The sequence below is a fragment of the Pedobacter sp. UBA5917 genome, from assembly GCF_002432345.1.
Classification (GTDB): Bacteria; Bacteroidota; Bacteroidia; order Sphingobacteriales; family Sphingobacteriaceae; genus Pedobacter.
Genome location: NZ_DJDT01000177.1, coordinates 1 through 24,571, shown reverse-complemented (window position 1 = coordinate 24,571; position 24,571 = coordinate 1). Strand labels below are relative to the sequence as shown.

18 protein-coding genes are annotated in these 24,571 nt (G+C 40.4%); 4 read left to right on the top strand and 14 right to left on the bottom strand.

Annotation, left to right across the window (positions count from 1 at the left end; translation table 11 throughout):
• Positions 1-33: 33 nt before the first annotated feature.
• Both B2V92_RS11530 and B2V92_RS11525 read right to left on the bottom strand, forming a co-directional pair.
• On the bottom strand, positions 34-1,107 hold the full coding sequence (locus B2V92_RS11530) for a FecR family protein (RefSeq protein WP_293308007.1): 1,074 nt from the start codon (positions 1,105-1,107) through the stop codon (positions 34-36).
• 849 nt (positions 1,108-1,956) lie between these two features.
• Positions 1,957-2,511 (bottom strand): RNA polymerase sigma factor, encoded by a 555-nt coding sequence (locus B2V92_RS11525; protein WP_293308005.1) that lies wholly within the window; start codon positions 2,509-2,511, stop codon positions 1,957-1,959.
• Positions 2,512-2,667: 156 nt separating this feature from the next.
• On the opposite strand from B2V92_RS11525, the gene B2V92_RS11520 reads away from it, so the two are divergent.
• Positions 2,668-3,168 (top strand): RNA polymerase sigma factor, encoded by a 501-nt coding sequence (locus tag B2V92_RS11520; RefSeq protein WP_113950687.1) that lies wholly within the window; start codon positions 2,668-2,670, stop codon positions 3,166-3,168.
• Between the two features lies 1 nt (position 3,169).
• On the top strand, positions 3,170-3,775 hold the full coding sequence (locus B2V92_RS11515; RefSeq protein WP_293308001.1) for a hypothetical protein: 606 nt from the start codon (positions 3,170-3,172) through the stop codon (positions 3,773-3,775).
• A 259-nt stretch (positions 3,776-4,034) separates the two neighbouring features.
• Here B2V92_RS11515 and B2V92_RS11510 read toward each other — a convergent pair whose 3' ends face one another.
• The 10 genes from B2V92_RS11510 to B2V92_RS11465 all read right to left on the bottom strand — a co-directional run bounded on the left by B2V92_RS11510 (position 4,035) and on the right by B2V92_RS11465 (position 21,776).
• Positions 4,035-5,966: an alpha-amylase family glycosyl hydrolase gene (locus tag B2V92_RS11510; RefSeq protein ID WP_293308000.1), complete on the bottom strand. Its 1,932-nt coding sequence runs from the start codon at positions 5,964-5,966 to the stop codon at positions 4,035-4,037.
• Positions 5,967-6,120: 154 nt separating this feature from the next.
• Positions 6,121-7,497 (bottom strand): MFS transporter, encoded by a 1,377-nt coding sequence (locus tag B2V92_RS11505; protein ID WP_293307998.1) that lies wholly within the window; start codon positions 7,495-7,497, stop codon positions 6,121-6,123.
• A gap of 187 nt (positions 7,498-7,684) precedes the next feature.
• Positions 7,685-9,364 (bottom strand): alpha-amylase family glycosyl hydrolase, encoded by a 1,680-nt coding sequence (locus tag B2V92_RS11500; RefSeq protein ID WP_293307996.1) that lies wholly within the window; start codon positions 9,362-9,364, stop codon positions 7,685-7,687.
• Between the two features lie 179 nt (positions 9,365-9,543).
• Positions 9,544-11,862, bottom strand: coding sequence for a glycoside hydrolase family 65 protein (locus B2V92_RS11495; RefSeq protein WP_293307994.1), 2,319 nt, complete (start codon positions 11,860-11,862; stop codon positions 9,544-9,546).
• A gap of 86 nt (positions 11,863-11,948) precedes the next feature.
• On the bottom strand, positions 11,949-12,632 hold the full coding sequence (pgmB, locus tag B2V92_RS11490) for a beta-phosphoglucomutase (RefSeq protein WP_293307992.1): 684 nt from the start codon (positions 12,630-12,632) through the stop codon (positions 11,949-11,951).
• A 44-nt stretch (positions 12,633-12,676) separates the two neighbouring features.
• A complete protein-coding gene (locus tag B2V92_RS11485) occupies positions 12,677-14,593 on the bottom strand; it encodes a glycoside hydrolase family 13 protein (RefSeq protein WP_293307990.1) in 1,917 nt (638 codons plus the stop codon).
• A gap of 60 nt (positions 14,594-14,653) precedes the next feature.
• Positions 14,654-15,670, bottom strand: coding sequence for a SusE domain-containing protein (locus B2V92_RS11480; RefSeq protein ID WP_293307988.1), 1,017 nt, complete (start codon positions 15,668-15,670; stop codon positions 14,654-14,656).
• A gap of 19 nt (positions 15,671-15,689) precedes the next feature.
• On the bottom strand, positions 15,690-17,294 hold the full coding sequence (locus tag B2V92_RS11475; RefSeq protein WP_293307986.1) for a RagB/SusD family nutrient uptake outer membrane protein: 1,605 nt from the start codon (positions 17,292-17,294) through the stop codon (positions 15,690-15,692).
• A gap of 67 nt (positions 17,295-17,361) precedes the next feature.
• Positions 17,362-20,328 (bottom strand): SusC/RagA family TonB-linked outer membrane protein, encoded by a 2,967-nt coding sequence (locus B2V92_RS11470; protein WP_293307984.1) that lies wholly within the window; start codon positions 20,326-20,328, stop codon positions 17,362-17,364.
• Between the two features lie 434 nt (positions 20,329-20,762).
• On the bottom strand, positions 20,763-21,776 hold the full coding sequence (locus B2V92_RS11465) for a LacI family DNA-binding transcriptional regulator (protein WP_293307983.1): 1,014 nt from the start codon (positions 21,774-21,776) through the stop codon (positions 20,763-20,765).
• A 284-nt stretch (positions 21,777-22,060) separates the two neighbouring features.
• Here B2V92_RS11465 and B2V92_RS11460 point away from each other — a divergent pair, with 284 nt between their 5' ends.
• Entirely contained in the window at positions 22,061-22,420 is a 360-nt protein-coding gene (locus B2V92_RS11460) for a response regulator (RefSeq protein WP_293307982.1), read from the top strand.
• A 216-nt stretch (positions 22,421-22,636) separates the two neighbouring features.
• Here the strand turns inward: B2V92_RS11460 and B2V92_RS11455 are convergent, their stop codons facing one another.
• Positions 22,637-22,990: a DUF6717 family protein gene (locus tag B2V92_RS11455; RefSeq protein ID WP_293307981.1), complete on the bottom strand. Its 354-nt coding sequence runs from the start codon at positions 22,988-22,990 to the stop codon at positions 22,637-22,639.
• A gap of 67 nt (positions 22,991-23,057) precedes the next feature.
• Between B2V92_RS11455 and dinB the strand changes: the two genes are divergently transcribed.
• Positions 23,058-24,158, top strand: coding sequence for a DNA polymerase IV (dinB, locus tag B2V92_RS11450; RefSeq protein ID WP_293307980.1), 1,101 nt, complete (start codon positions 23,058-23,060; stop codon positions 24,156-24,158).
• A 212-nt stretch (positions 24,159-24,370) separates the two neighbouring features.
• Here dinB and B2V92_RS11445 read toward each other — a convergent pair.
• The coding region (locus B2V92_RS11445; RefSeq protein ID WP_293307979.1) for a hypothetical protein at positions 24,371-24,571 on the bottom strand (201 nt) is incomplete at its 5' end.

The window sequence follows — 24,571 nt, the reverse complement described above, 5'->3', positions numbered from 1 at the left end:
GGGCGGTGCTCCAACACCGTCCTTTTTTTATTCCTATTTTGAGATGATCACCTGTTTTCCCTTTATCTCATATTTAAAATTATTTTCGGTTGCTTTTAATGCGTGTAATACTTCTTCTATACTCTCGTTCGTAATGGTTGCCGTAAAACGGTATTTTTCCAATGCCGGATCGGTAAAACTGATCTCCACATTGTACCATTTCTCGAGCACGTTTTTAATTTCGTCAAAATCCTGGTCGTAAATTTCGATCCTGTTCTGTGTCCAGGCCGTTTCTACAATGGTACTGTCCTTAATTTTGGTATAATGGTTAATGGTAATTTCCGGTTTTGGCGTTATGGGCTTAACCAACCTGTTTTTCTGCTGTTGCGGCAGGGCCTTGTAAAAGGTAACTTTCTGGCTTGGTTTTAAGGTAATTACCCCCCCGTTTCCGTTTACGCCCTCCATGGTAATTAAACCACGGATAAGGGTTGCCTCCGAGCTGGTTTCGTCCGGATAGGCCTTTACGTTAAATGCGGTACCCAATACATTGATATTAAAATCGCTGGTATGCACTTTAAAAGCTTTATCCTTATTGTGTTTTACATCAAAAAAAGCTTCTCCGGTTAGCTTAACTTCCCTGCATTTATCGTTAAAATCCTTCGCCAGCGATAAAACGCTCCTGGCATTTAAAAGTACCGAGGTACCATCGGGTAAAATAATTTTTTTACGTTCGCCGCTTTTCGTGGCAAAAGTATAAACCATCTGTGCTGCTTTATCTGTGCCATTAGTTATGTTATAGTTATTATAAATTAAAACTGCACCTAGCACTAAAACAACTGCGGCAGCAATTTTTAACCATAAATAGCGCTGCAGTTTTACCACTTTTTCTTCAGTGGCAGGGAACATATTTTCCTTGAAATTTTCTACCTGTTTAATCAGCGGACGTTTGTTTCCGCTCAATATTGCATAAAGTTTTTTTGCTTCTGCTATTACCTCCGCCTGTTCGGGGTGTGCATTAATATACTTCTCCCAATATCCAATGCATAGCTTATCTGTTCCGGCGCAGTATTGCTGGAAAGTGCTATCGACCAAAAAGTCTTCCGCATTGAATTTACTTCTATCAACCATTCTTGTTTGCCTTTTATATATCAGTGCCTAAAAGCTTTACTTTTTCCTAAGGAAATTTTAACTTTTTTTTAACATTACCGAATATATGCCTTGCAATAGCTTTAAATGAAGAAATTTAATTTGCAGAAAGTGACTTCCGAAGTCTGAAAGGGTTATTCGCCGGAAAAACTTCCGAAGTTTAAAAGGATATGAGCGCAGGGAAAACTTCGAAAGTTTTCTGATTACTTTTTTGGGGCGTTTTAACACGCTATCCGCTGTATCTCTTGGTTACCCTTCGACTCCGCTCAGGGTGACACCCAGAGGATGCCGCTTCTATCGTTAACGCGGAGCTTGGGCATATCTTCCGAAGTTTAAAAGGATCTGAGCGTTAGAAAAACTTCGGAAGTTTCGAGGCAAAGGGCAAAGATCCATTAATATCTGTTGGTTTAAAGGAATACCCATCATTGTAAATAGAATGTTTTTCTCCTATTTTCTTGAAAGCAGATACAGTGCTTTTCGGCACCAACAGTCCCACCCTGCGTTACAAATCCTCGCCCTCATACTTCGGGCTGTGGGTTTTCCACTTCGCCCGGGTTTAGCTTACAGGGTGGGCATAACTATTGAAGGTTTTAGCGATCGCTGGAACAGAACCTTGTTAAATAAACCCGACAGAGCGGGTAGCCCGCATCCCGATTTTTCATCGGGAGAGGACTACAAGCGATGGCGGGACTACAGCACCAATGAAAAGCAGAACGTAGGTTTTCAGAAAAAAATAAATATTAGGGTTATAACTTAACCTGTGCTGGTTACTTCACTTAGATTTACGAAGTCATGCCCCCCGCACATGCTTTCGTTAGACTTCGTAAATGGCTACGAATTAAATTCTTTCCGCAGGATTTTAAGCGCGTCGTAAATGGTATTGTAGGCTGTTTTTATGGTTTGGTTGCTTTGCTCGGCAATCTGCTCATAACTTAATCCGTCAAAAAACTTTAAATGGATCAGCTGTTTCTGCCGGAAGGTTAATTTTTCGAGTGCATTTTTAAGCTGGTGTTTCACCAGTTCGTCGCTCTGTACCTTAACAATAAACTCTTCGTAGCTCATTTCCATCCAATCGCCATCGGCACCGGCATTACAAAGTGCATCGTTAATTTTGCGCTTCCGTTCGAGGATACGGAGCAATTTCCGTTTTAAAAAGGTACGCAGGTAGGCTTCAACATTATCAACCCTGGTTAAACTTTCGTGTTTTTCCCAAATGGTGGTAAAAACCAGGTCGGTGGCTTCGCTGGCGGTATCGGCATCTGCGCAAACCCTGATCCCGAAATTAACCAAAGGATAATAAAGCGCCGAATACAGATCAAAAAACGCATCTTTATCGCCAGTCCGTAGTCGTTCCCATAATAAATGATGCGCTAATCTGTTATCCATTAATTTGTTAGTTGTTATCACAATATTAACTAAAAACAACAAGATTATTACCTACAGATTTTGATGAAAGTGAATTTCTCGCCCTATTTGTATAAAAAACTTTTAATGCTGTAACATTTTTTCGGAATGGTATACTTATCGGGCAAAAATTAGATTTTGAAAAAGACAGACTTAGAAATAGAATTCGAAACAAAATTAAAAGATTATAAACTTTTGATTTATAAAGTTTGCCGTATGTATGCAAACAGCCACGACGATATCCAGGACCTGTACCAGGACATTATCATCCAGCTTTGGAAATCGTATGCCAAATTTAGGGGCGAGGCCAAATTTAGTACCTGGCTGTACCGAATTGCCATTAATACTGCGCTTACCAATTTCCGCAAACAGAAACGCAACATTCAAACCAGCGATGTTGAGCTGCAAAACATCCAGATACCTTATGAGGAAGATATAGGATTAAAGGAAGAGCAGCATCAACAGTTATATGCCGCTATCCAGCAGTTGAATGATGTAGAAAAATCGATCGTGATGCTGTACCTCGAAGATAAATCTTACGATGAAATGGAAGAAATACTGGGAATCAGCAATGCTAACCTCAGGGTAAAAATGAACCGCATAAAAGACAAATTAAGAACCTTTACCAACAATAAATAATATGGAACTAGATAACTTAAAAAATAGCTGGAATAGTATAACAGTTGATTTAAACCGAAATGAATTTGATATTGTAACGGCTACCAAGAAAGAAATGGAATCGCCTTTAGGCGATCTGAAAGCGATGTCGAAAAGACAATTGATTACATTGCCCCTGCTCATTGTTTTTTTGGCTGTAATGACTGCCACTGTACCGGATATGAAAAACCAATTACTGGTTTGGATGGCATTTATCGTACTCCCATTAACAACCATTCATTATTATTTCAACCTTAAACTGATCAATAACCTGGAAAACAATGAAGGAGCTGTTAAAAACGATTTTCAGAGAAAGGTAAAGCAGCTCATCGGCAACAACAACCTCTACCTTAACCTTACAAGGGCAGCAATTTTGATACTGGTTGTAATTACAGAGTTATTGATCCAGAACAACAACATGGGCTTAATACCAGGAATAGAGATGATGAAATCGCTTATGCTGCCACTACGTTTATTGATTTATGCAGGGGTAATGGGTGTGCATTATTTATTAAGCAGGTATACCTTTAACCGATATTTTGGCCGGTACCTAAAAAGGCTGAAAGGCTTATTGGCGGAGATGGAGTAATCCGAACTATATAAATTAACTTTCGGTTCGTGGCGACACGAACCGAGGCTAAAAATGTTTGCGCTCGTTTCCAAACGAGTGCATAAATAGCTAAACGATTATATCGTTTGTAAACGATAAACTATTCAACGCTCGTTAAGAAACGAGCGTTAGCGAAAAGTATGTGTCTAAAAAAACCTATCAGGTTTTAAAACGGCATCGCCCTCAATGAGGCTATTGAAAAACAATATACTACGAATTAAACCTGATAGGTTAAATATTACTTCAAAGCAGTTTTACTATAAATGTGGTATTCTCCGGGAGCCAATGTTCTGGCATAAATACTGGTGCTTAGATTAATACCGGTGCCAACTGCATCAACCCAGGCACCTGCCGATCCGAAATCGATATTAGTCGTTTGACCTACTACATCAAAATTACCCACTACCACCACAGTATTGCTTCCTTCGGTTAACTTAATGTATTTAATGGCCCCAGCCAGGTTGTAGGTTGAACTGTTTGAATTAAAAATGCTGTTGTTCTTTTTCAGCCTGATAAATTTCGCATAAGCATCGTACAATGCCTTGCGGTTAGGGTCGCTGTAATAATCCCATTTAATCGGTTTTTCGCCTGTTCTACCATTAAAATCGATGTTGATATCGTAACCCAGTTCGCCAAACTGCCAAACCATTTTTGGTCCGGGGATGCTGAACAGGAATGCAGCAGCAAGCTCTTCCCTTTTTAATGAAGTGGCCAGATTTCCTTTAATCACGTAACTATCAGATGCATTTCCGTAAGTAATGTTTTTATAGTTTAAACGCTCCTCATCGTGACTTTCGCCATAAGTAACCAAACCATCGGCTTTGGTAAAACCGTGATTGGCATAAAAGCCCCACTGAAAATTGGAATTATCCAGCCAGCCCATTGTGGCTTCGTTCATATTATAATTCAGGTTGTTCCAAAGCATCATACCATCATCGGCCAATACCTTTTCTTCTGATTCTTCTGCAAAATGTTCTAAAATCACATAAAAATTAGGATCCAGGCTTTTGATGTAACCATTATAATCTTTCCAAATGGCCACACGGCCAGCATCGTATAACCTGAACTGCGAATCATCTGTTGATTGTTTCTGCGTAAAGCCCTTAGAAAGATCGAAGCGGAAACCATCAATTTTATATTGCTGCATCCAAAATTTCATTACATCTTTCGAAAATTTCCTGGTGGCAGCACTTTCGTGGTTAAAATCATAGCCCACATTAAAGGGATGTTTGGCATCAACATTAAACCATGGACTGTTTGCAGTAGGTTTGGAGCCATCAAAATACAGTTGCACCATCGGCGATTGTCCGAATGAGTGGTTCAACACCATATCCATAATTACAGCAATACCGCGGCCATGGCATTCGTCGATAAAATTCTGCAGAGCGGTTTTAGTGCCATAATATTTATCGGGTGCAAAATAAAATGAGGGATTATAACCCCAGCTAAGGTTGCCTTCAAATTCGTTTACGGGCATTAACTCAATGGCATTAATCCCCAGGCCAGTTAAATAATCGAGCTTAGCCAATGTTGAGGCATAATTATGATCGCTTGTAAAATCGCGGATCAGCAGTTCATAAATCACGAGGTTATTTCTATCCGGACGGGTAAAACTATTATTCTTCCAGCTATAAACCGGCTGATTTGCCTGCATTATACTTACAATCCCTGTGGTTTTACCTGTTGGATAGGCCTTTAAATTTGGATAGGTAGCCGCCGTAATATATTGATCGTTATCAGGATCGAGCACTTTCTCGCAATAAGGATCTGCAACTTTTAAGTTCCCATCTACATAAAACTGATAAGCATATTCGGTAGCTGGGTTTAAATTATCGATCTGCAGCCACCAGTAATTTCCATCAATGGTATTTTTCATTGGCGATGCCGTTGTAGACCAATTGTTAAATTCACCGATCAACGAAACCGATTTTTTGTTCGGCGCATACAGGGTTACAATGGCCGATGTACCATTATTGATAAACACTACACCATCTTTGGCACCCGCAGGTAAATCGGCTTTTTGATTGATAGGTGTTGGTTCTATACCGCCATCCGATGCTTTTTTACAGGCTGTGTTAAATGCTGTTACCAATAGCAATAAATAAATAATCTTTTTTGCTTTTTTTGTTTCGTGCAGACAAGAAACAAGGCGGTAAATAATTTTCTTCATTTGATTAAAATTTCAAGGTTTATTCTGGTTTGTGGTGACAAGGGCCAAGATGAGGGGCATAGCACAGCTTATCTACTTCGGTCTGTGTCCTCACAGACTGAAATATTAAATGGAGATATTGCTAATGGTCTGTGAGAACACAGATCATGGGTATTTACACAGATCTATTTTCTTCTACTTCGAGCTTTGAAGCTAAAACTTCATCAGTTTTCTTTGGTTCGCGGATAAATACATAACAGATTACAGCGGCTAAAATCATCAATCCGCCTCCTAACTGCACCGCTAAAAGCCTGTCGTTATTAAGTACATTCCGCATTAACCAACCAAAACCAAGCGAAGCAATAATTTCGGGTAATACGATAAAGAAATTGAAAATGCCCATGTAAATCCCGATTTTGTCTTTGGGTAGCGAGCCGCTTAACATGGCATACGGCATAGAAAGTATGCTGGCCCAGGCAATACCAACGCCCGTCATACAAAGGTAAAGCATGTTTTTATCGTGCACCCAGGCTACGCTGATCAAACCTATTGCGCCGCAGATTAAACACAGTGCGTGTGTGGTTTTACGTCCCAATGTATCGGCAATTTTAGGTAAAACTAAGGCAAATAAAAAAGTAATTACGCTATAATAAGCGAGGGTTAAACTGCCAAAATCGGCCCCGTGCGCATAAACCGGATCGGCAGCATCTTTACCGCCAAAAACATTTACGGCAACAGCTGTGGTATAATAAAACCACATTAAAAATAATCCCGGCCAGGTAAAAAACTGCACTAAAGAAACGATCTGCATTCTTTTAGGCATGTTGCTTAAAGCGCTAAAAATTTCCTTCGCACCACCACCAAAACCTTTGTTGCTCTGTTTTACCTTTTCTTTAAAATCTACTTCCTGTGGTGGATATTCTTTGGTAGTAAAAACCGTGTACAATACTGCCGCGAAAAAGAAAAATGCACCGATATAAAAAGAGAATTTCACATTTTCAGGGATATTGCCTTGCGTTGCAGTATTGGTTAAGTGGAAAACATTGTTCATAATCCATGGCAATGCCGAAGCTACACTTCCGCCCAAACCAATCATCATACTCTGCATAATAAAACCACGGTTAACCTGACTATCAGGTAATTTATCGGTAACAAAAGCACGAAAAGGTTCCATGGCAATGTTGCCAAAAACATCTAAAATCCAGAGTAATCCTGCGGCCATCCATAAAGCACTACTATGTGGCATAAAAATCAAAGCGATACTACTCACAATGGCACCGATCATAAAATAAGGCCTTCTTCTGCCCCATTTTGGGTGCCAGGTACGATCGCTCAGGTAACCGATAATGGGCTGAACCAACAAACCCGTTAAAGGAGCTGCTAAAAACAACAAAGGAACCTGATCGGGATTGGCACCAAGGTTTTCGTAAATACGCCCCATATTGGCCCGTTGTAAATCCCAACCGAACTGGATCCCGAAAAACCCCACGCTCATATTAATGATCTGTGCAAGTGTTAATTTGGGGTTCTCGAATATTGTTTTTAAGCTCATTTCGTATAGTTTAAGCGCTTAGCGCATGGCGTTATGTTTTATCATTGCTTTAATATTGCACTAGCAAGCATCTTATTTTTTACCGCAAAGGGCGTGGAGATAAGAGCAAAGAGACACAAAGTGAAAATTAAATCCAACCCCTGCCTGCTTTGCGCTACTCTTAGCGGTTAATTATTTATTTCTTATTTTAAAACTCAATCACCTGTGCGCTAACCGGCGCCAAGGTTACAGGTATGCTTGTTCCTGCAGGGATATTTAGTTTTTTATCTGTTAACAGCTCAGTAACTGGCGATGAACTTTTAACTTTTAAAACCTGCTCTGGGATTTCGATATTGGCCGTCAAAGTTTGTGTCCTATCGAAATTGGCTACTACCAATAAGCGCTGCTTGCCAGAGTAACGGATAAAAGCATACATGCGGTTGTTCATATTACCGGTAACGGGCACTTCATAAATTCCGCCGTTAATTACAGCATCACTCGTAGAAGTTACTTTTAATAGTTGTTTATAATAAGCCCTTAAGTTTTGTTGCGAGGCATTTAATTTGTGACCATCAAACAAGCCGCCATTCATCCATTTCTGGTGGTTCGGAACACCCCAATAATCAAAAATAGTGGTACGGTTATCATCTCCGCCAAAACCCTCCTGCCCTTTACCCGGTTCGCCAACTTCCTGCCCGAAGTACAGCATTACCGGCCCGGCGCCCAATGTTGCCGAAACAACCATTGCAGGTAAAGCCAGTTCAGCCTTGCCTGCAAATCCTGCCGATGCGATGCGTTCTTCGTCGTGGTTTTCTAAAAAGCGTAACATGTGTTTGCCAAAACCAGCGCTTTCTACCTGCCACACGTATTTTATCGCCGCTACATCTGCAGTTGGTTCATTTCTGATTAATTTTTTAAGGCCATCATATAAACCCACTTTATCATAGAGGTAATCAAATTTACCTTCGTCTAAATATTGTTTATATACTTTTGGATTATAAGCTTCTCCAAGGAAAATCAGATCGGGATTTACTTTTTTAACCTGCGGAATTACCCAGCTCCAGAAAGCAATAGGTACCATTTCGGCCATATCGCACCTAAAACCATCAACGCCTTTACGTGTCCAGTAGGTTAAAATATCACGCATTTTAAGCCATACCGGTGGAATAGGATCGAAATAGTTTTTTTCATCGTTCTGATAATCCACACCATAATTTAACTTGATGGTTTCGTACCAATCGTCGTATTTGGGCTGGGCCGAAAATACATTGTTACCGGTTGCTTTTGCAGGGTTCTCTTCAAACCTACTATCCTGAAGTTCGGAAAGTGGTGTTTTTTGTCCGTTTGTAGGCACAGTTAATACTTGTCCAGGTATATAATAAAAATCGTTTTTAGGACTAAATGCTTTAGTTACCTCATCCTGCGCACCAAAGTCGGTAACGCCATTGGGTTTTGCATAAGAATGGTAACTCCGGGCCACGTGGTTGGGCACAAAATCGATCAGTACTTTTAAGTTTTTGGCATGTGTTCTTTTAACCAATGCCTCGAACTCTTTCATCCTGTTTTTAACATCAACCGCCAGATCGGGATCAACATCGTAATAATCGCGGATGGCATAAGGCGAACCCGCCCTGCCTTTTACCACATCGGCATCATCAACCTTGATTCCATAAGCCGAATAATCGGTTAAGCTGGCATGGGCAATTGCACCTGTGTACCAAACATAATTTACATGCAGCTCTTTTATGCCATCAAGTGCTTTATCAGTAATATCATTAAACTTACCGGAACCATTTTGTTCAATAGTTCCGTAAGGGATATTGGTAGTATTTTTATTCCCGAACAAACGGGGCAATAACTGATAAATAACGATCTGTTTATCGTTCATTTTGGGATGTTTTTGTGCAAAGGATGATGTGGAGAGTATTATAAAGATAGAAAAAAGCATTTTCATCCTCCCCCTACCCCCTCTAAATGGGGACATGCATGGAGCAGAAAAAGCTTTATTCCATATTGAAGATAGAGATTTTAACCCCCTACCTTCAACCTTTAAACCTTCTACCTTTCTCATACCAACTCGGCGTTATTTACCTCAAGTTCGGTATTTCCGGCCAATTTATAAACCTGGTTTCTGATACCTATTTCTAAATCGATGGCTGCATGGTTTTTAATGCTGATACCGTTTTCGGTGATATTGATTTTTAAGCTAGCACCCCTGAAACCGATTGTAAATGAAAATGATTTCCATTTGTCTGGTAAAAACGGGTTAAACTGCAGTTTACCATCGCGCACACGCATACCGGCAAAACCTTCTACTACACTCATCCAGGTACCCGCCATTGAGGTAATGTGCAAACCATCTTCGGTATCGTTATTATAATCATCAAGATCTAAACGGGCGGTACGTAAATAAAATCCGTAGGCGCGTGCCTCATCGTTCAGTTTAGCAGCTAAAATGCTGTGCACGCAGGGCGATAACGAACTTTCGTGTACGGTACGCGGCTCGTAAAAATCGAAATTTCGTTTCAGGGTTTCCAGGTCGTAATCTTCTTCAAAGAAATATAATCCCTGTAACACATCGGCCTGTTTAATAAAGTTGGAACGTAAAATCCTGTCCCAACTCCATTTCTGGTTAATCGGACGTTCGCTTGCCGGTAAATCTTTAACCAGAACCTGTTCTTTATCCAGATAACCATCCTGTTGCAAGAAAATGCCCAGTTTTTCATCATGGGGATAATACATTTTTTCAATGATATCGGCCCAATCGGCAAATTCCTTTTGATCGAAATTTAAGCTTTTTAATAAACTGGTGTATTTTTCTGGCTGTTGTGTTTCTACAATTTTAGCGGCTTCGGTTGCATATTTCATACACCATGAAGCCAGTATATTGGTATACCAGTTGTTGTTAACGTTGTTTTCGTATTCATTTGGTCCGGTTACGCCAAGCATAACATATTGTTGTTTATCGCTGCTCCAGTTAACACGCTGTTTCCAAAAACGGGCAATACCGATCAATACCTCTAAACCGAAATCAGAAAGGTAACTCTCGTCGCCGGTATAACGGATGTAGTTAAAAATGGCAAATGCAATGGCTCCGTTACGGTGGATTTCCTCAAAAGTGATTTCCCACTCGTTATGGCATTCTTCGCCATTCATGGTCACCATCGGATAAAGTGCCGCGCCATCTTTAAAACCTAATTTCGCTGCATTTTCTATGGCTTTGCCCAATTGTTTATGGCGATAAACCAACAGGTTTTTACTTACCTGCTGTGGCGCTGTGGCCAGGTAAAAAGGCACACAATATGCCTCTGTATCCCAATAGGTAGAACCGCCGTATTTTTCGCCGGTAAAACCTTTCGGACCGATGTTCAATCGATCGTCTTTACCTGTATAAGTTTGGAAAAGCTGAAAAATATTGAAACGGATGGCCTGCTGGGCAGAAACATCCCCTTCGATAATGATATCGCTTTCTTCCCATTTGCTAGCCCATGCTTCGGCCTGTTCTTTCAACAAAGTATCGAAACCTTTAGCCGACGCTTTGGCAATTACCGATTTAGTTTCTTTTAAAAGTGATTCTTTTGGATAGTTTTCAGAAGATAAATTAGCAGCGATTTTAACCAGAGTGATTTCTTCGTTTGCTTTAACCTCAACTATGAAAGTTTGCCCAACAAATTTATCCCAATGTACTGCCTCGGGATCAATATCCAGTTTCTGTCCGTTTTTATATAATCCGGTGTTACTTCCGGTACAAACTTCAAATTCGGTTTTCTTTGTCCTTAATTTGATGTAAGCTTCAGTTCCGGTAATTTCATCCGATACTTTATCCCAGAATTTTTCATCGTAGTTACTGTCCTGGTTTTTTACATCGCCATCGATAAAAGGTGTTAACGTTAATTCTCCTTCAAAATTTAAAGGACAAATACTGTAACGGATGGCACCAACTTCGTCATCGGCAATACTGCAGAAACGTGTTGATTTTACCTTTAACGTTTTCCCACTTTTTAGTTTCGCTATAAAAGTACGCTCCAGATATCCGGCATGCATGTTGAGCACACGTTTAAAATCGCTTACTTCGGCAGTTGCCAGATCGAGGATTTCATCATCGATTTTCACTTCGATTCCTATCCAGTTGGCTGCATTTAAAACTTTTGCAAAGTATTCCGGATAACCGTTTTTCCACCAGCCCACACGGGTTTTATCGGGATAATAAACACCTGCAACATAATTGCCCAACAGGGTTTCGCCGGTATAGGTTTCTTCAAAATTTGCACGCTGGCCCATACGGCCGTTGCCCAAGCTGAAAATACTTTCGGAAATTTTATTTAAATGTGGATCAAAGCCTTCTTCGATAATATTCCACTCATCTGCTTTAATGTAATTTTTCATATTTGAGTATTGAGATTTGAGATCTGAGATTTGAGATTTGAGAAGAGTCTTCATAAACCTTAAATCTTAAACCCTACACCTTAAACCTATAAATTCTCTAAATCTTTAACTGTTAATTTATCTAATCCGCTTACTACCACATCTGCCTGGGTGAGTACGCTTTTTTCGCCGATACCTATGGCTTTCATTCCACCTCTTTTTGCCGCTTCTACACCAGCAACGGCATCTTCGAACACCACACATTCATCGGGTTTGAATCCCAGGAGTTCGGCCCCTTTTAAAAATACCTCAGGATCGGGTTTTGATTTTGTAACCATATTGCCATCCACAATTTCATCGAAAAAATGGGCAAGGTCTGTTTTTTCTAAAATGATGCCTGAGTTCTTACTCGCAGAGCCCAAAGCCAGCTTGTAACCCGCCTGGTGTATTGCCGTTAAAAATTCAACTGTTCCGGGCAGTACTTCGGCAGGAGTCATTTTGGTAATCATATCTACATACCAGCTATTTTTTAAGCTAGCCAGTTCTTCTTTCTCAGCATCGTTTTTATCAACTCCGCCCCAGGCCAAAATCTTGTTCAAACTTTCTACGCGGCTTACTCCTTTTAACTGTTCGTTCTGCTCTTCTGTAAAATCGAAACCCATAGTATTGGCCAAACGTTTCCAGGCTTTATAGTGGTAAACTGCGGTATCAACCAAAACTCCATCTAAATCGAATAGACAAGCTTTGATGGAAGATGTAGAATGTAATATGTTAGATGTGTTATTTTGCATGTTTATATAACTAGCCGTCGACTGAAGTCGACGGCAATTAATAATTAATTTAACTCAAGCACCAACGTTGTTTTGGCGGGCACTTTAATGTTTTTAAAATCGATGTTTTCGCCGGTGATTACATTTTTAGCAGTTGTAATGCCAGTTGTTCTTTCAGCAAAGCGATCGGTATTTAATATTTTTTCTTTCTCTGTGTTGTTTACAATAACCATTACAGTGCCTTTTGGTTCTGCATTGTAGCGGAAATAAACATAAATATCATCCTGTGGCACAAATTGCATCAGTTTACCTGTTTGCAGGGCCGGGCTGTTCTTGCGAAAATTGGCTAATGTTTTCACAAAGTTGAAAGCTTCATTCTCTTTGTTTGTGCGCCCGTCGGCAATAAATTTGTCTTTTTTATCGCTTTCCCATCCTCCAGGAAAATCAGAACGGATCAGACCATCTGGGTTGGAGAAGTTTTTCATCAGGATTTCGGTCCCATAATACATCTGCGGGATGCCGCGCATGGTTAACAGAATGCCCATTCCCATTTTATATTTGTCGAAATCTTCGCCCACCATGGAGTAAAAACGGCTCATATCGTGGTTATCGAGAAAGATGCAATTGGTATTAGGATTTTTATAGAGAAAATCGTGCGCCAGCGTTGCATATAAACGGTTAATGCCATCAACCCAACCATTTTTACCGTTAATACCTTCGTAAATGGCATCTTTTAAGGTAGCATCGGTAATGCCCTGAAGGTGGGTATCGAAACCACGGTTAACGGTATTGCCCCCGGTAAAGAAAGCCTGATTGGCCACTGCAGTTACTAATGTTTCTCCAAAAACAGATAAATGCGGAAATTCTGCCTGAACTTTTAAAGCCCAATCGGCCATGTAAACAGGATCATTGTAACCGTAGGTATCCAAACGTAAACCATCAATACCCGCATATTCGATCCACCAGATGTGGTTTTGAGTAAGGTAGTTTTGTACATAAGGATTACGCTGGTTTAAATCGGGCATTGAAGGCACAAACCAACCATCCAGCATCTGCTTGCGGTCGGCCGCAGAAGCGTGGATATCCATCACGGTCTGATCGCGATAGCTCGTTTGTGTATATTTTGGCCATTGGTTCAGCCAGTTTTTCATCGGTAAATCTTTATAAAACCAATGTTGTGTACCAATGTGGTTGTGTACAATATCTTTAATTACTTTTAAACCCTTGGCATGGGCAATCTCTACATATTTTTTGTAAAGTGCATTTGTACCATAACGGGGGTCTATTTTGTAGTGATCGGTTACCGCATAACCATGGTAAGAAGCCTGTGGCATGTCGTTTTCCACTTCTGGAGTCATCCAAACGGTAGTTACGCCCAAATCTTTCAGATAATCGAGGTGATTGATTACGCCCTGGATATCGCCACCATGACGGTAGTACATGCTATCGCGGTTTAATGTAGTTTCGGTTAAACCCTGAACCACATCATTGCTTTTATCGCCATTCGAAAAACGATCGGGCATTAAAAGGTAAATAAAATCTTTGTTGGTTACCCCCTGGTTACGGCCCGCACTTTTATCGCGGTTTTTTAATTCGTAGGTGTAGGTAAATATCTTTTTTCCGTTAACGGCAAAGTTAATTGGGAATTTTCCGGCTTTGGCAGTCGGGGCTATTGTTAAATCGAGAAAGAGGTAATTTGGATTTTCAACTTTGTTAACCTTTACCAGTTTTACGCCCGGATAAGTTAAGGAAACTGAACTTGAAGCGATGTTTTCACCATGTACCAGCAATTGCAGCTTCGGGTTGTGCATGCCTGTAAACCAGAACATAGGTTCAATACGCTCCAATTTCTGGGCAAAAAGGGTGTTTGTTAAAAACACAACCAGAATAGTAAGAATAGTTGTTATCCTCTTTAAAAAGGAAGCATTAGGATGAGCACTAAATGGAAACGGATAATTTGGATGGGTATAAGATCTGTTCATGCTAAAACTTTAAAGATTTTAAAAAGCCCCGCGGTTAAACCGCAGGGCAGATAATAAGGATTAGTTTTTAACCATTGTAGCTTTTTTAGCGGCTACATCTAAAGTAATGGTATAAGTTCCGGCAACGGTTACGGCAATGTTATCGCCACCGTTGGTTAAGGTAGCTAGGCTACCACCAAGGTTAACATCCCATTTATGCTGGAAACGGAATTTTAGAGCACCTGTTTTCAGGATTGTTGTAATAGCGTAGTTATTTGATTTTCCATCATTTACCACCTTCATATCGGTATCATTGTCCCAGCCACCTGCTGTTGCATCGCCAATAATCGACCATTCGTTCGGTATGCCGAAAGTATAAGTACCAGCGTTTAAATCAACGGTTACCTGTTTCACAATGGCAGCAGGCGCTTTTAGGTTGTCGCCGGCAGCAGTGCTGATTTTGCCCGAACCTGCATCGCCATAGGCGATATCCCATTTTTTTGCAGGCGTGATCTTAAACTCTAGATTACCTGTTGTAAAAGCAATCATACCGGTATAAATGCCGTTGCTCGATGCTGAAATCAAACTATCGGCAGTTGCCGGATTCCAGCCCTGATAAGCACCCGGAACGTACACCCATGCCGAAGCCAGATAAGGTGTAGCGGTTAAAGTGATTACATTTGAGTAAGTTAAATCGTTAACGGCTGCGCCCGATTTTAACCTTACTTCGATCTGTGCCGCTGTACCAACTTTAGCGCCCAATGCCAAAATCATGTTGTTAACCTCGGTAACGGTTGGGGCGTATGTTTTAGCCGTTACGGCAATCTCCCTTGCAGGAGAAAAATTGGTCCCTTTTAAACCGAACTGTATACTCGTATTTACCGGCACCACATATCCTGTAGATGTTGCCAAAGGATAACTGAGCGTAAGCGCAGCCTGTGCACCGTTTGATTGTACGAGGTTTAATGTTGTTGTTGATGCAGTTAATGTGCCTGCAGGTGTAATGTTCGAAACGGTTAGGGTTTCGTCTTTTTTACACGACCAAAGCGAGATTGCCATAAGGCCAACTGCCAGGGATTTGAAAAATATTGATTTCATCTCTTATTAAAAATTAAGATTAATAACCTGTGTTTTGAACCAGATTCGGATTGGCAATTAAATCGGCCAAAGGAAGTGGATAGAGATTACGGTAAGCCGGCAACGATGCACCTGCCTGTACGCCACCTTTAAAAGGCCACAAATAAGTTGAACCTGTAAATTTACCGTAGCGGATTAAATCGGTGCGGCGGTGACCTTCCCAATATAACTCACGGGCACGCTCATCAAGGTAAAAATCGACTGTTAAAGCGGCAGTAGATACATTTCCGCTGGTATTGCCATAAGCACGCTGGCGCAATAAGTTTACATAGGTTAATGCCTGTGCTGCACTACCACCCGAGCCACCACGGGCAACTGCTTCGCCATAAATCAGATATTGTTCGGCCAAACGGAACAGTGGAAAATCAACAGAGCTAAAAGTTCCGTTAAGCGAACGGCCCATAGCACCTGTAGAAGTTATATTTTTGAATTTGGTTACACGCAAACCATCTTTAAATACACCAACCTCGTTCACTGTAGCTTTATCCCCTACAAATACGCCCCTTTTATCCAGTTTCCCCAAGGTATCAGGAAATAAAGCAGGTAAGTTCTGACGGGTTCTGTTTCCAGACCAACCGCCATTTGGCACACCATAATCTGATGGGCTTCTGTTCATGTATTTATCGGTAAAACCTACTGCTGCATTGATCAAAAATGTTGTACCGCCATAGTTGGTTCCATTTATACCATCGTAGTTAATGGTTAAAATACTTTCGGTATTGTTAACATCATTATCAGCTTTGAACAGATCCATATAGTTATCTTTTAACTTATAACTTGCATTGATTACTTTACCCGAATAGGTAATGGCTTCGGTATATTTTGCTGTTCCGGTGTAAACCTGTGCATTTAAGTATAACCTGGCCAATAAAGCCCAATCGGCACCTTTATCGGCACGGCCATATTCGTTTGTACGTGCATCAGCCAGATCGCCTTCAATTGCTTTCAATTCAGACTCTACATAAGCAAACAAAGCTGCCCTTTGGATCTGTTTCGGGTTTACTTTACCAATTGCATCATCTTCGGTAACAAAAGGAGGATTTCCGAAAGCATCCAACAATACCCAATACTGATAAGCACGTAAAAAACGGGCTTCGGCACGGTAACGGGTAACCGCTGTTGCATCAGCTCCGGTAATGTTCCTGCTTGCCAATTTATCAGGCGTACTTTCGCGCAGAAACTCGTTGCACAAAGTAATCTGAAGAATACTTCTCGAATATAAACCACGTAAAAACTGGTTATCAGGAGTTGGGGTGCTGTAATCCAGTTCCGGAATACCCACATCGCCCCAGGCACAGATCGCCTCGTCGGTTACCAGTTCCTGCGAGGTCCAGAATAACCTTAAAAAATCTGCAAAACCAGAGTTTAATCCGCCCACATCACTGTTATCCGAACCTGTTGAACTGGTTAAGGCATAAGTTGCATATAGTTTCACTAAACTGTTTTTGTATCCGGCCGGTGTTGCATACACGCTTTCGGCGGTTACATCATTGGTTGGCCTTAAGTTTAAATCGTCTTTTTTACAAGCATTTAAACCCACAACCAAAAACCCCAATGCCAATATTGTTTTAAATGAATTTTTCATTTTCTCTATTTCTTTGATAGGTATAAAACCTGAAGTCCATTACTTCGTTAACTCTTCCTGTTTTTTATTAAAAACCAACATTTAAACCCAAAGTATATGTTCTGGGACGAGGGTAAAGATTGTAATCGATACCAGAAACCAGTTCAGGGTCTATGCCTTTGTATTTGGAAATAACAAATACGTTCTGGCAGTTTGCCGATATACGCATTGATGTATTACCTGTTTTAGATAATTTACCCACATTGTACGACAGGCCAAGGTTATCCATTTTTACAAACGATGCATTTTTGATAAAATAATCGCTCAGATACTGGTTACCAGAACCACCTGAGAAATTGGTTACATACAGATCAGAGGTAGAGTTATTTAAAATACCCTGCGTACTTAATACATTGTTTCTGATACCAAAGTTTGAAGAAATGTTATCATAAATGTAGTTTCCGATATTTGCCCTCAAAACGGTACTCGCTGTCCATTTTTTATAGGTAAATGAGGTATTAAAACCTAAAATCACTACCGGATCGGGAGATTTGTAGAAGTACTGATCGGCTGCATTTACGGTACCATCGCCATTCAGATCCTGATAAACACCTTCCAATGGTTTTCCATCAGCATTGTAAACCTGTTTGTATACATAGAACGAACCAGGCAGTTCATTAACTGCATTATACTTTAAGTGGATACCTGTACCGCCCGTAATATCGCCGGCGTCGATTTTAAAGCCAGAGTTCGGATTTAAAGTTAAGTTGGTTACTTTTCTTTTGTTGTAAGCTGCATTTACGCCCAGTTCCCAGCTTGTATTAGCGGTTTTAATGGCTACGTAGTTCAAGCTAACCTCGGCACCCCTTACATCCATATTACCCACATTGGTTGTTAATACGTTGGTAAAGTTTGTACCTACCGGGATGGTTACAGTACTTAATAAATCTTTGGTTTTTTTGTAGTAAACATCAATACTACCGTATAATTTTCCTTTTAAGAAACCATAATCCAAACCAGCATTATAGGTGGTTGTGGTTTCCCATTTCAGGTCGGGATCGTAACCTGCCGGGCTGTAATAGTTGTAAAAATTGTTACCGATCTGGTATTGACCGTTATTGCTGTTGGCATAGTATTTTGATAAGTAATCGTAATTACCGATACCATCTTTATTACCGGTTTCGCCATAGCTTAAACGCAATTTCAAGTCAGATAAAGTTTCGCTGTTCTTTAAGAAATTCTCGCCGATAATCCTCCAGGTAAAACCAACTGATGGAAAATAACCCCAACGGTTGTTCTGTGCAAATTTGGAAGAAGCATCAGCACGCATGGTACCTGATAAGATATATTTTTCGTTTAAAGTATAGTTAAAACGCCCATAGTAAGAAAGCAACTTGTTCTGATCAACCGAAAAAGGAAAAACAGGTGTGGTTAACAATTCGCCCGTACCTTTGTAGGTAGCAAAATTATAGTTGGTAACCGCATCATCGTAATAACCATAACCGGCCGTTACATCAAATTTACTTTTAATGCTCTCAACCGTTTTGGCGTAACTTAAATAAGCTTCAGAGAATTTGTTCATCTCTGTATTTAACCTGTTCGAGTACGATCCGCTTGTTGAAGCACTCTGTGCAGCATAAGCAGGAACAATGGTACGTCCGTATCCTTTAGAATAATCGTAACCTACGTTTACCACCGCATGTAGCTCTGGTAAGAAGTGGAAAGAATAATCGAGTTTTACATTACCGAAACTTCTTGCAGCATTACCGCGGTTATCCTGCTGACGGATTAAAGCAACCGGGTTGCGTGGTGCATTCGGGTTTGGCACGCCACTTGAGTTTAACCATTCGAAATAACCACCGTAGTTGTTGTTGGCATATACCGGTTGGGTTGGATCGAACTGAATGGCTGCACCAATAGCACCATCATTAGGGTATTGCGATTCGGTTAACGAACCTTTTACGTTCAGCTCGATTTTTAAGTGATCAGAAAATAATTTTGGCGAAAGTGATAAAGCGCCTGTAGCCCTTTTCAGTTTACTGGTAATTACCACACCATCCTGATCTAAATAACCTCCCGATACACGGTAAGGTACACCTTTAAATGAACCCGAAATACTTAAATTATTATCGGTAGAAAATGCGGTCTGATAAATTTCATCCTGCCAATCGGTACTTGCAGTACCTAATAACGCTTTTTGAGCGGTGGTACCATTTGCATTAACAAAAGCACGCACCTGATCACCTGAAAGTACATCTACCTTTTTGGCTACAGTAGCAATGGAATTATTGGTACTGAAATTGATTACCGGCTCGCCCGAAGCACCTTTTTTGGTTGTAATCAAAATTACACCGTTCGATGCACGCGAACCATAAATGGCCGTAGCATTTGCATCTTTTAAAACGGTAAAGGTTTCGATATCGTTAGGGTTGATCAATGAAAGCGGACTTGGCGCATTACCGATGCTGTTACCGCTGAAAGGCACACCATCTACCACGATCAATGGATCGTTACTGGCATTAAGTGAAGCACCCCCACGGATACGGATGGTACTACCACCACCTGGCGAACCACCGCCCGAAATGATGTTAACACCGGCAACTTTACCCTGTATTAACTGTTCGGGTGTAGTAATGGTACCTTTCTGGAAATCTTTTGCATTAACAGTGGTGATTGATCCGGTAAGGTTTTTCTTTTCTGCCGTACCGTAACCGATTACCACCACCTCGTTCAGTTTCTGTGCATCGGGCACCAGCTGAAAATTTACAGTTGCATTTGCCGAAACGCTAACTGCCTTATCAAGGGTTTGGTACCCGATAAAACTAGCAGATAGGGTAACGGAACCGTTCGCTAAACCTGCCAGTTTAAAATTACCGCTGCCATCTGTTGATGTACTTCTGGTTGTGCCTTTTACAATAACAGAAGCACCGGGCAATGGCAATCCGGTTTCGTCAAGCACTTTACCAGATACCGATCCGGTTTGTGCTTTTACCATTAATGCTGAAAAAACCAACAGCACCAAAAGCCCCTGTTTTAGCAGGTAAAATACTCTCATATTTGAAGCTCGTTTAAGTATAAAAATTTGGTTAAATATTATAGTGATTTACACATAGGCCTAATTTACAGCTGTTAATGAGAATTCAAAATTTATTTAAAAAATATATTTCGGGCAAAAATTGGAGGTTAAAAACAAATAGAAAAAGCGTCATTTAGACGAATCTAAAAAATCATATTAAACAATTATTAATTTCACAAATACCTTATTATCAGTAAATTACAAATGTTAAATTTTAATTTAAAGTGTAATTATTACACTAAGCCATTTTTACGGTATTTTTCGGGAACGTTCCCGAAAAATACAGATCAAAATTCCGTCACATTTCGGGAACGTTCCCGAAAATCAGTCGTAATTCTGCGTATTTTACACTAAGTGACAAAATTTTTTGAAAAAATCTGTCTGAAAATACAGTCGGTTTTTGGGGTGTTTTTTTAGCTTTTCTGGGTCGAATTCCGCTTGATAATTGCAGACTCCAAAACCACTTCATTTGCCCGGTTTTTATCGGCCTTATCATCCAGGATGGTGAACAATAATTTGGCTGCCTGCTCCCCTATTTCGGTAGCGGGCTGGGTGATAGTGGTGAGTGAGGGATTTAATAAAGGGGCAATTTCCAGGCTGGAGAAACTGATTATCTTTAAATCCCCAGGAATATTGATATTGAGATCGTAACAGGCATAATAGGTTGCAAAAGCCAAACGTTCTACCGAAGTAAAAATACCGTTGGGTTTTAACTGTGTTAATGCATCTTTAATAATGATGCTATTTTCTTCGTAGCTGTTGCTGCAATCCACTATCAGGTTTTCTTCAAAAGGAACGCCATGTTTTGCAAGCGCATCGAGGTAACCCTGCATACGGGTTTTACCGATGGACAGGCTTTTATTTACCACAAGATAGGCAATTCTTTTGCAGCCCTGTTCTATTAAGTGCTCTGTAGCCAGAAAACTGCTGTTATAATCGTTTGTAATTACCCGTGGCGTTTCAATATCTTCATAAATCCTATCGAAAAACACCAATGGCAATCTTTTTGTGCCGAATTTATTGAGGTAATTATGATCGTTGGCTTCGCCCGAAACCGACATTACAATGCCATCGGCCCTGCCGTTGTGCAGGTGACGGATGAAGGTAACCTCTTTTTGATAATCATCGTCGGTTACATAGATTAGAATGTGATAGCCATTTTCCCTGGCCACACGCTCAATACCGTGGATGGCCTGCGAAAAGTAATTGTTGGCCAGCTCTGGAACAATAACCGCTATGGTTTTGCTTTTCTGCTCCCTTAAATTGCTGGCATAGTGATTGGGCTGATAGTTTAATTCTTTCGCCTTGGTTAGTATACGTGCCTTTGTTGCATCGTTAATATCGCTATTATCCCTAAAGGCCCTCGAAATTGTTGAAGTAGATAGATTTAAAGCTTCTGCTAACTTCTTTATATTGATACTATCCATTTTTGGCTATTAAACCTAATTCGATCTGAATTACGCTGTAAATATAAAGTATAAATGTGCGAATTTGTGCTATGCTTTATAAATTATACTTTATTTCACTACAATGGGAATAAAAAACCATTCAAAAATATTGACATAAATCAATATTTGATATAAAATTCTTTCGATTATTATTCGTTTTTTTTAAAACAAAAAGCATCTTTACGGCATTAATCATTATACGCTGTTGATCATTTTTCTCATCCAAATAAGCAAACTGAACCGAATGGAAATAAATTTACAAAATGGGAAATAAGAAAATACTCATTGCAGATGATGACGAGGGCATTGTTGACGCTGTAACGATGATTTTGGAGGTGATGGGATATGATGTTGACTATACTTACGATGGAGGGACGGTTATTGATGCGGTTAAGAACAGACCTGATCTGATTTTGCTCGATATATGGATGAGCGGTTATGATGGCAGGGATATCTGCAAACAGCTTAAAAATGACCCAGAATTTAAGGAAATTCCTATTTTAATGATTTCTGCAAGCAGGGATATCAGGCAATCGGCGCTGGATGCAGGCGCAAACGATTTTATGGAAAAACCATTTGAGATGGATTCTTTGCTGGATAAGGTGGAAATATTATTGAATTAAATTCATGTTATCCTAGAGACGTCACCCTGAATTTATTTTATTAGGCCATTTCTATTGTTTTTCAATGGCCTAATAGCTACTACGTGGTCAGGGTCTATGATGCATTACGATCGCGTTAAACTTAGTCATGGTTAAAAGAATTAAGGTCAAAAAAGATCCTGAAACAAGTTCAGGATGACGATCGCGGGTAAAGTCCTGCAGCAAAAACCATATTAATCATTCAATTTCCCTAAAATAAATCTGCTTGGGCAGTTGCTTAAAAACAAATTCGGTTACATTACAGAGCCAAAGTTTATGGTTGATCAATCTGTCTCTAAAATTCTCTAGCAGATAATCCCCTCCACCACCCAAATTTTCTTCACGTATATAAACCAGCCTTAAAAGCTCTGCATTTTCAACCCGTTCATCTGCCATCAGCAACCTACATTCATTTTCAGCTCCGGCAACCCAGTTCAATAAATCGTCGGCACCTTCTACCATCTGCAGGTCGCTGATGGCCCCTCCCCACTCGGGTAAATCGGCGAACCATTCGTGTTTGGCATTCTTATAAAAGCGGATTACTCTTTCCATATTTTGTAAAGAAAAATAATCTATTTCAATAATGCTAAAAAAAAATAGCGAAATTTAGCTATTCCCAATGTCTGACGAAACCTCCATAGCTTTAAGAAAAATCATCCATATCGATATGGATGCTTTTTATGCGTCGGTAGAGCAACGCGATTTTCCCGAATACCGTGGTAAACCGCTTGTGGTTGGAGGCAAGCCCGATAGTCGTGGAGTAGTTTCTACTGCGAGTTACGAAGCACGGCAATATGGTATCCGTTCGGCAATGTCGTCAAGTAAAGCCTATCAGCTCTGTCCAACAGCTATTTTTGTTTACCCACGTTTTGATGCCTACACAGCTGCTTCGAGGGCCATAAGGGAAATTTTTAGCCGTTATACCGATATTATAGAGCCTTTATCGCTTGATGAGGCTTACTTAGATGTTACCGAAGATAAACTGGGAATCGGCTCAGCCATTGATATTGCACAATCCATCAAGGATGCGATTAAAAATGAGCTGAATTTAACGGCTTCGGCAGGGGTATCAATCAATAAATTTGTGGCCAAGGTGGCTTCTGATATGAACAAACCCGATGGTTTAACGTTTATAGGCCCGTCGAAAATCAAAGCATTTATGGAGAAACTTCCGGTAGAAAAGTTTTTTGGCGTGGGTAAGGTTACTGCGGCCAAAATGAAAGCGATGCAGATTAATACCGGTGCCGATCTGAAAAAACTAACGGAAGTACAGCTTATTGCACAGTTCGGTAAATCGGGAATCTTTTACTACAAAATTGTACGTGGGATTGACGACCGGCCGGTAAGGGCTAACCGTGAAGCCAAATCGGTAGGTGCAGAAGATACTTTTGCTGAAGATACCAACGAAGATTCGGTAATGCACGACCTCTTGAAACAGATCAGTGAAATTGTAGCTAACCGGTTGGAGAAACATCAATTGCTTGGAAAAACCGTAACGTTAAAAATCAAATTTGCCGATTTTAAAATCATCACCCGCAGCAGATCGTTCGCTATACCGATTAATAAAGCTGAAGTGATTTATGCTGAAGCAATGAAATTACTGGAAGAAGCGGCTATTGGATTGAACAAAGTAAGGCTTTTGGGAATTACCTTATCGCGCTTTTATGATGATGTTGAAATCGAAAAAACAGAAAATAATCAATTGGAGTTTGAGTTTTAAAGTTGATGGTGCGTGGAGAGAAGCACCATGGCTAAATAATAAAACACCCCGTCCTGCGGCCCCCCCTCTAAAAGAGGGGAATAAAAGGCGTCATCTCGACTGAAGCGCAGCGAAACGGAGAGATCCATCAAGGCAGATCTAGCTTCGCTGAGCACTTACGTGGTTCTCAACTACGCTAAACTCCCTTTGAAATGACGACGCAGGGAGCTATCTCAAGCAATAAAAGCTTCCGCTTTTTTTTGACCATATAAGACATATAAGAAGCATATAAGTTGCGATAGGGAAACCATTATCTGTTGCTTGTTAACTTGCCGTTGTTTCTTTCCAGGTTGATGATGCGTGGAGACACGCACCATGGCTATAAATAATGTCGTCATCTCGACTGGAACGTAGTGGAATGCCCGCCTGCTTCG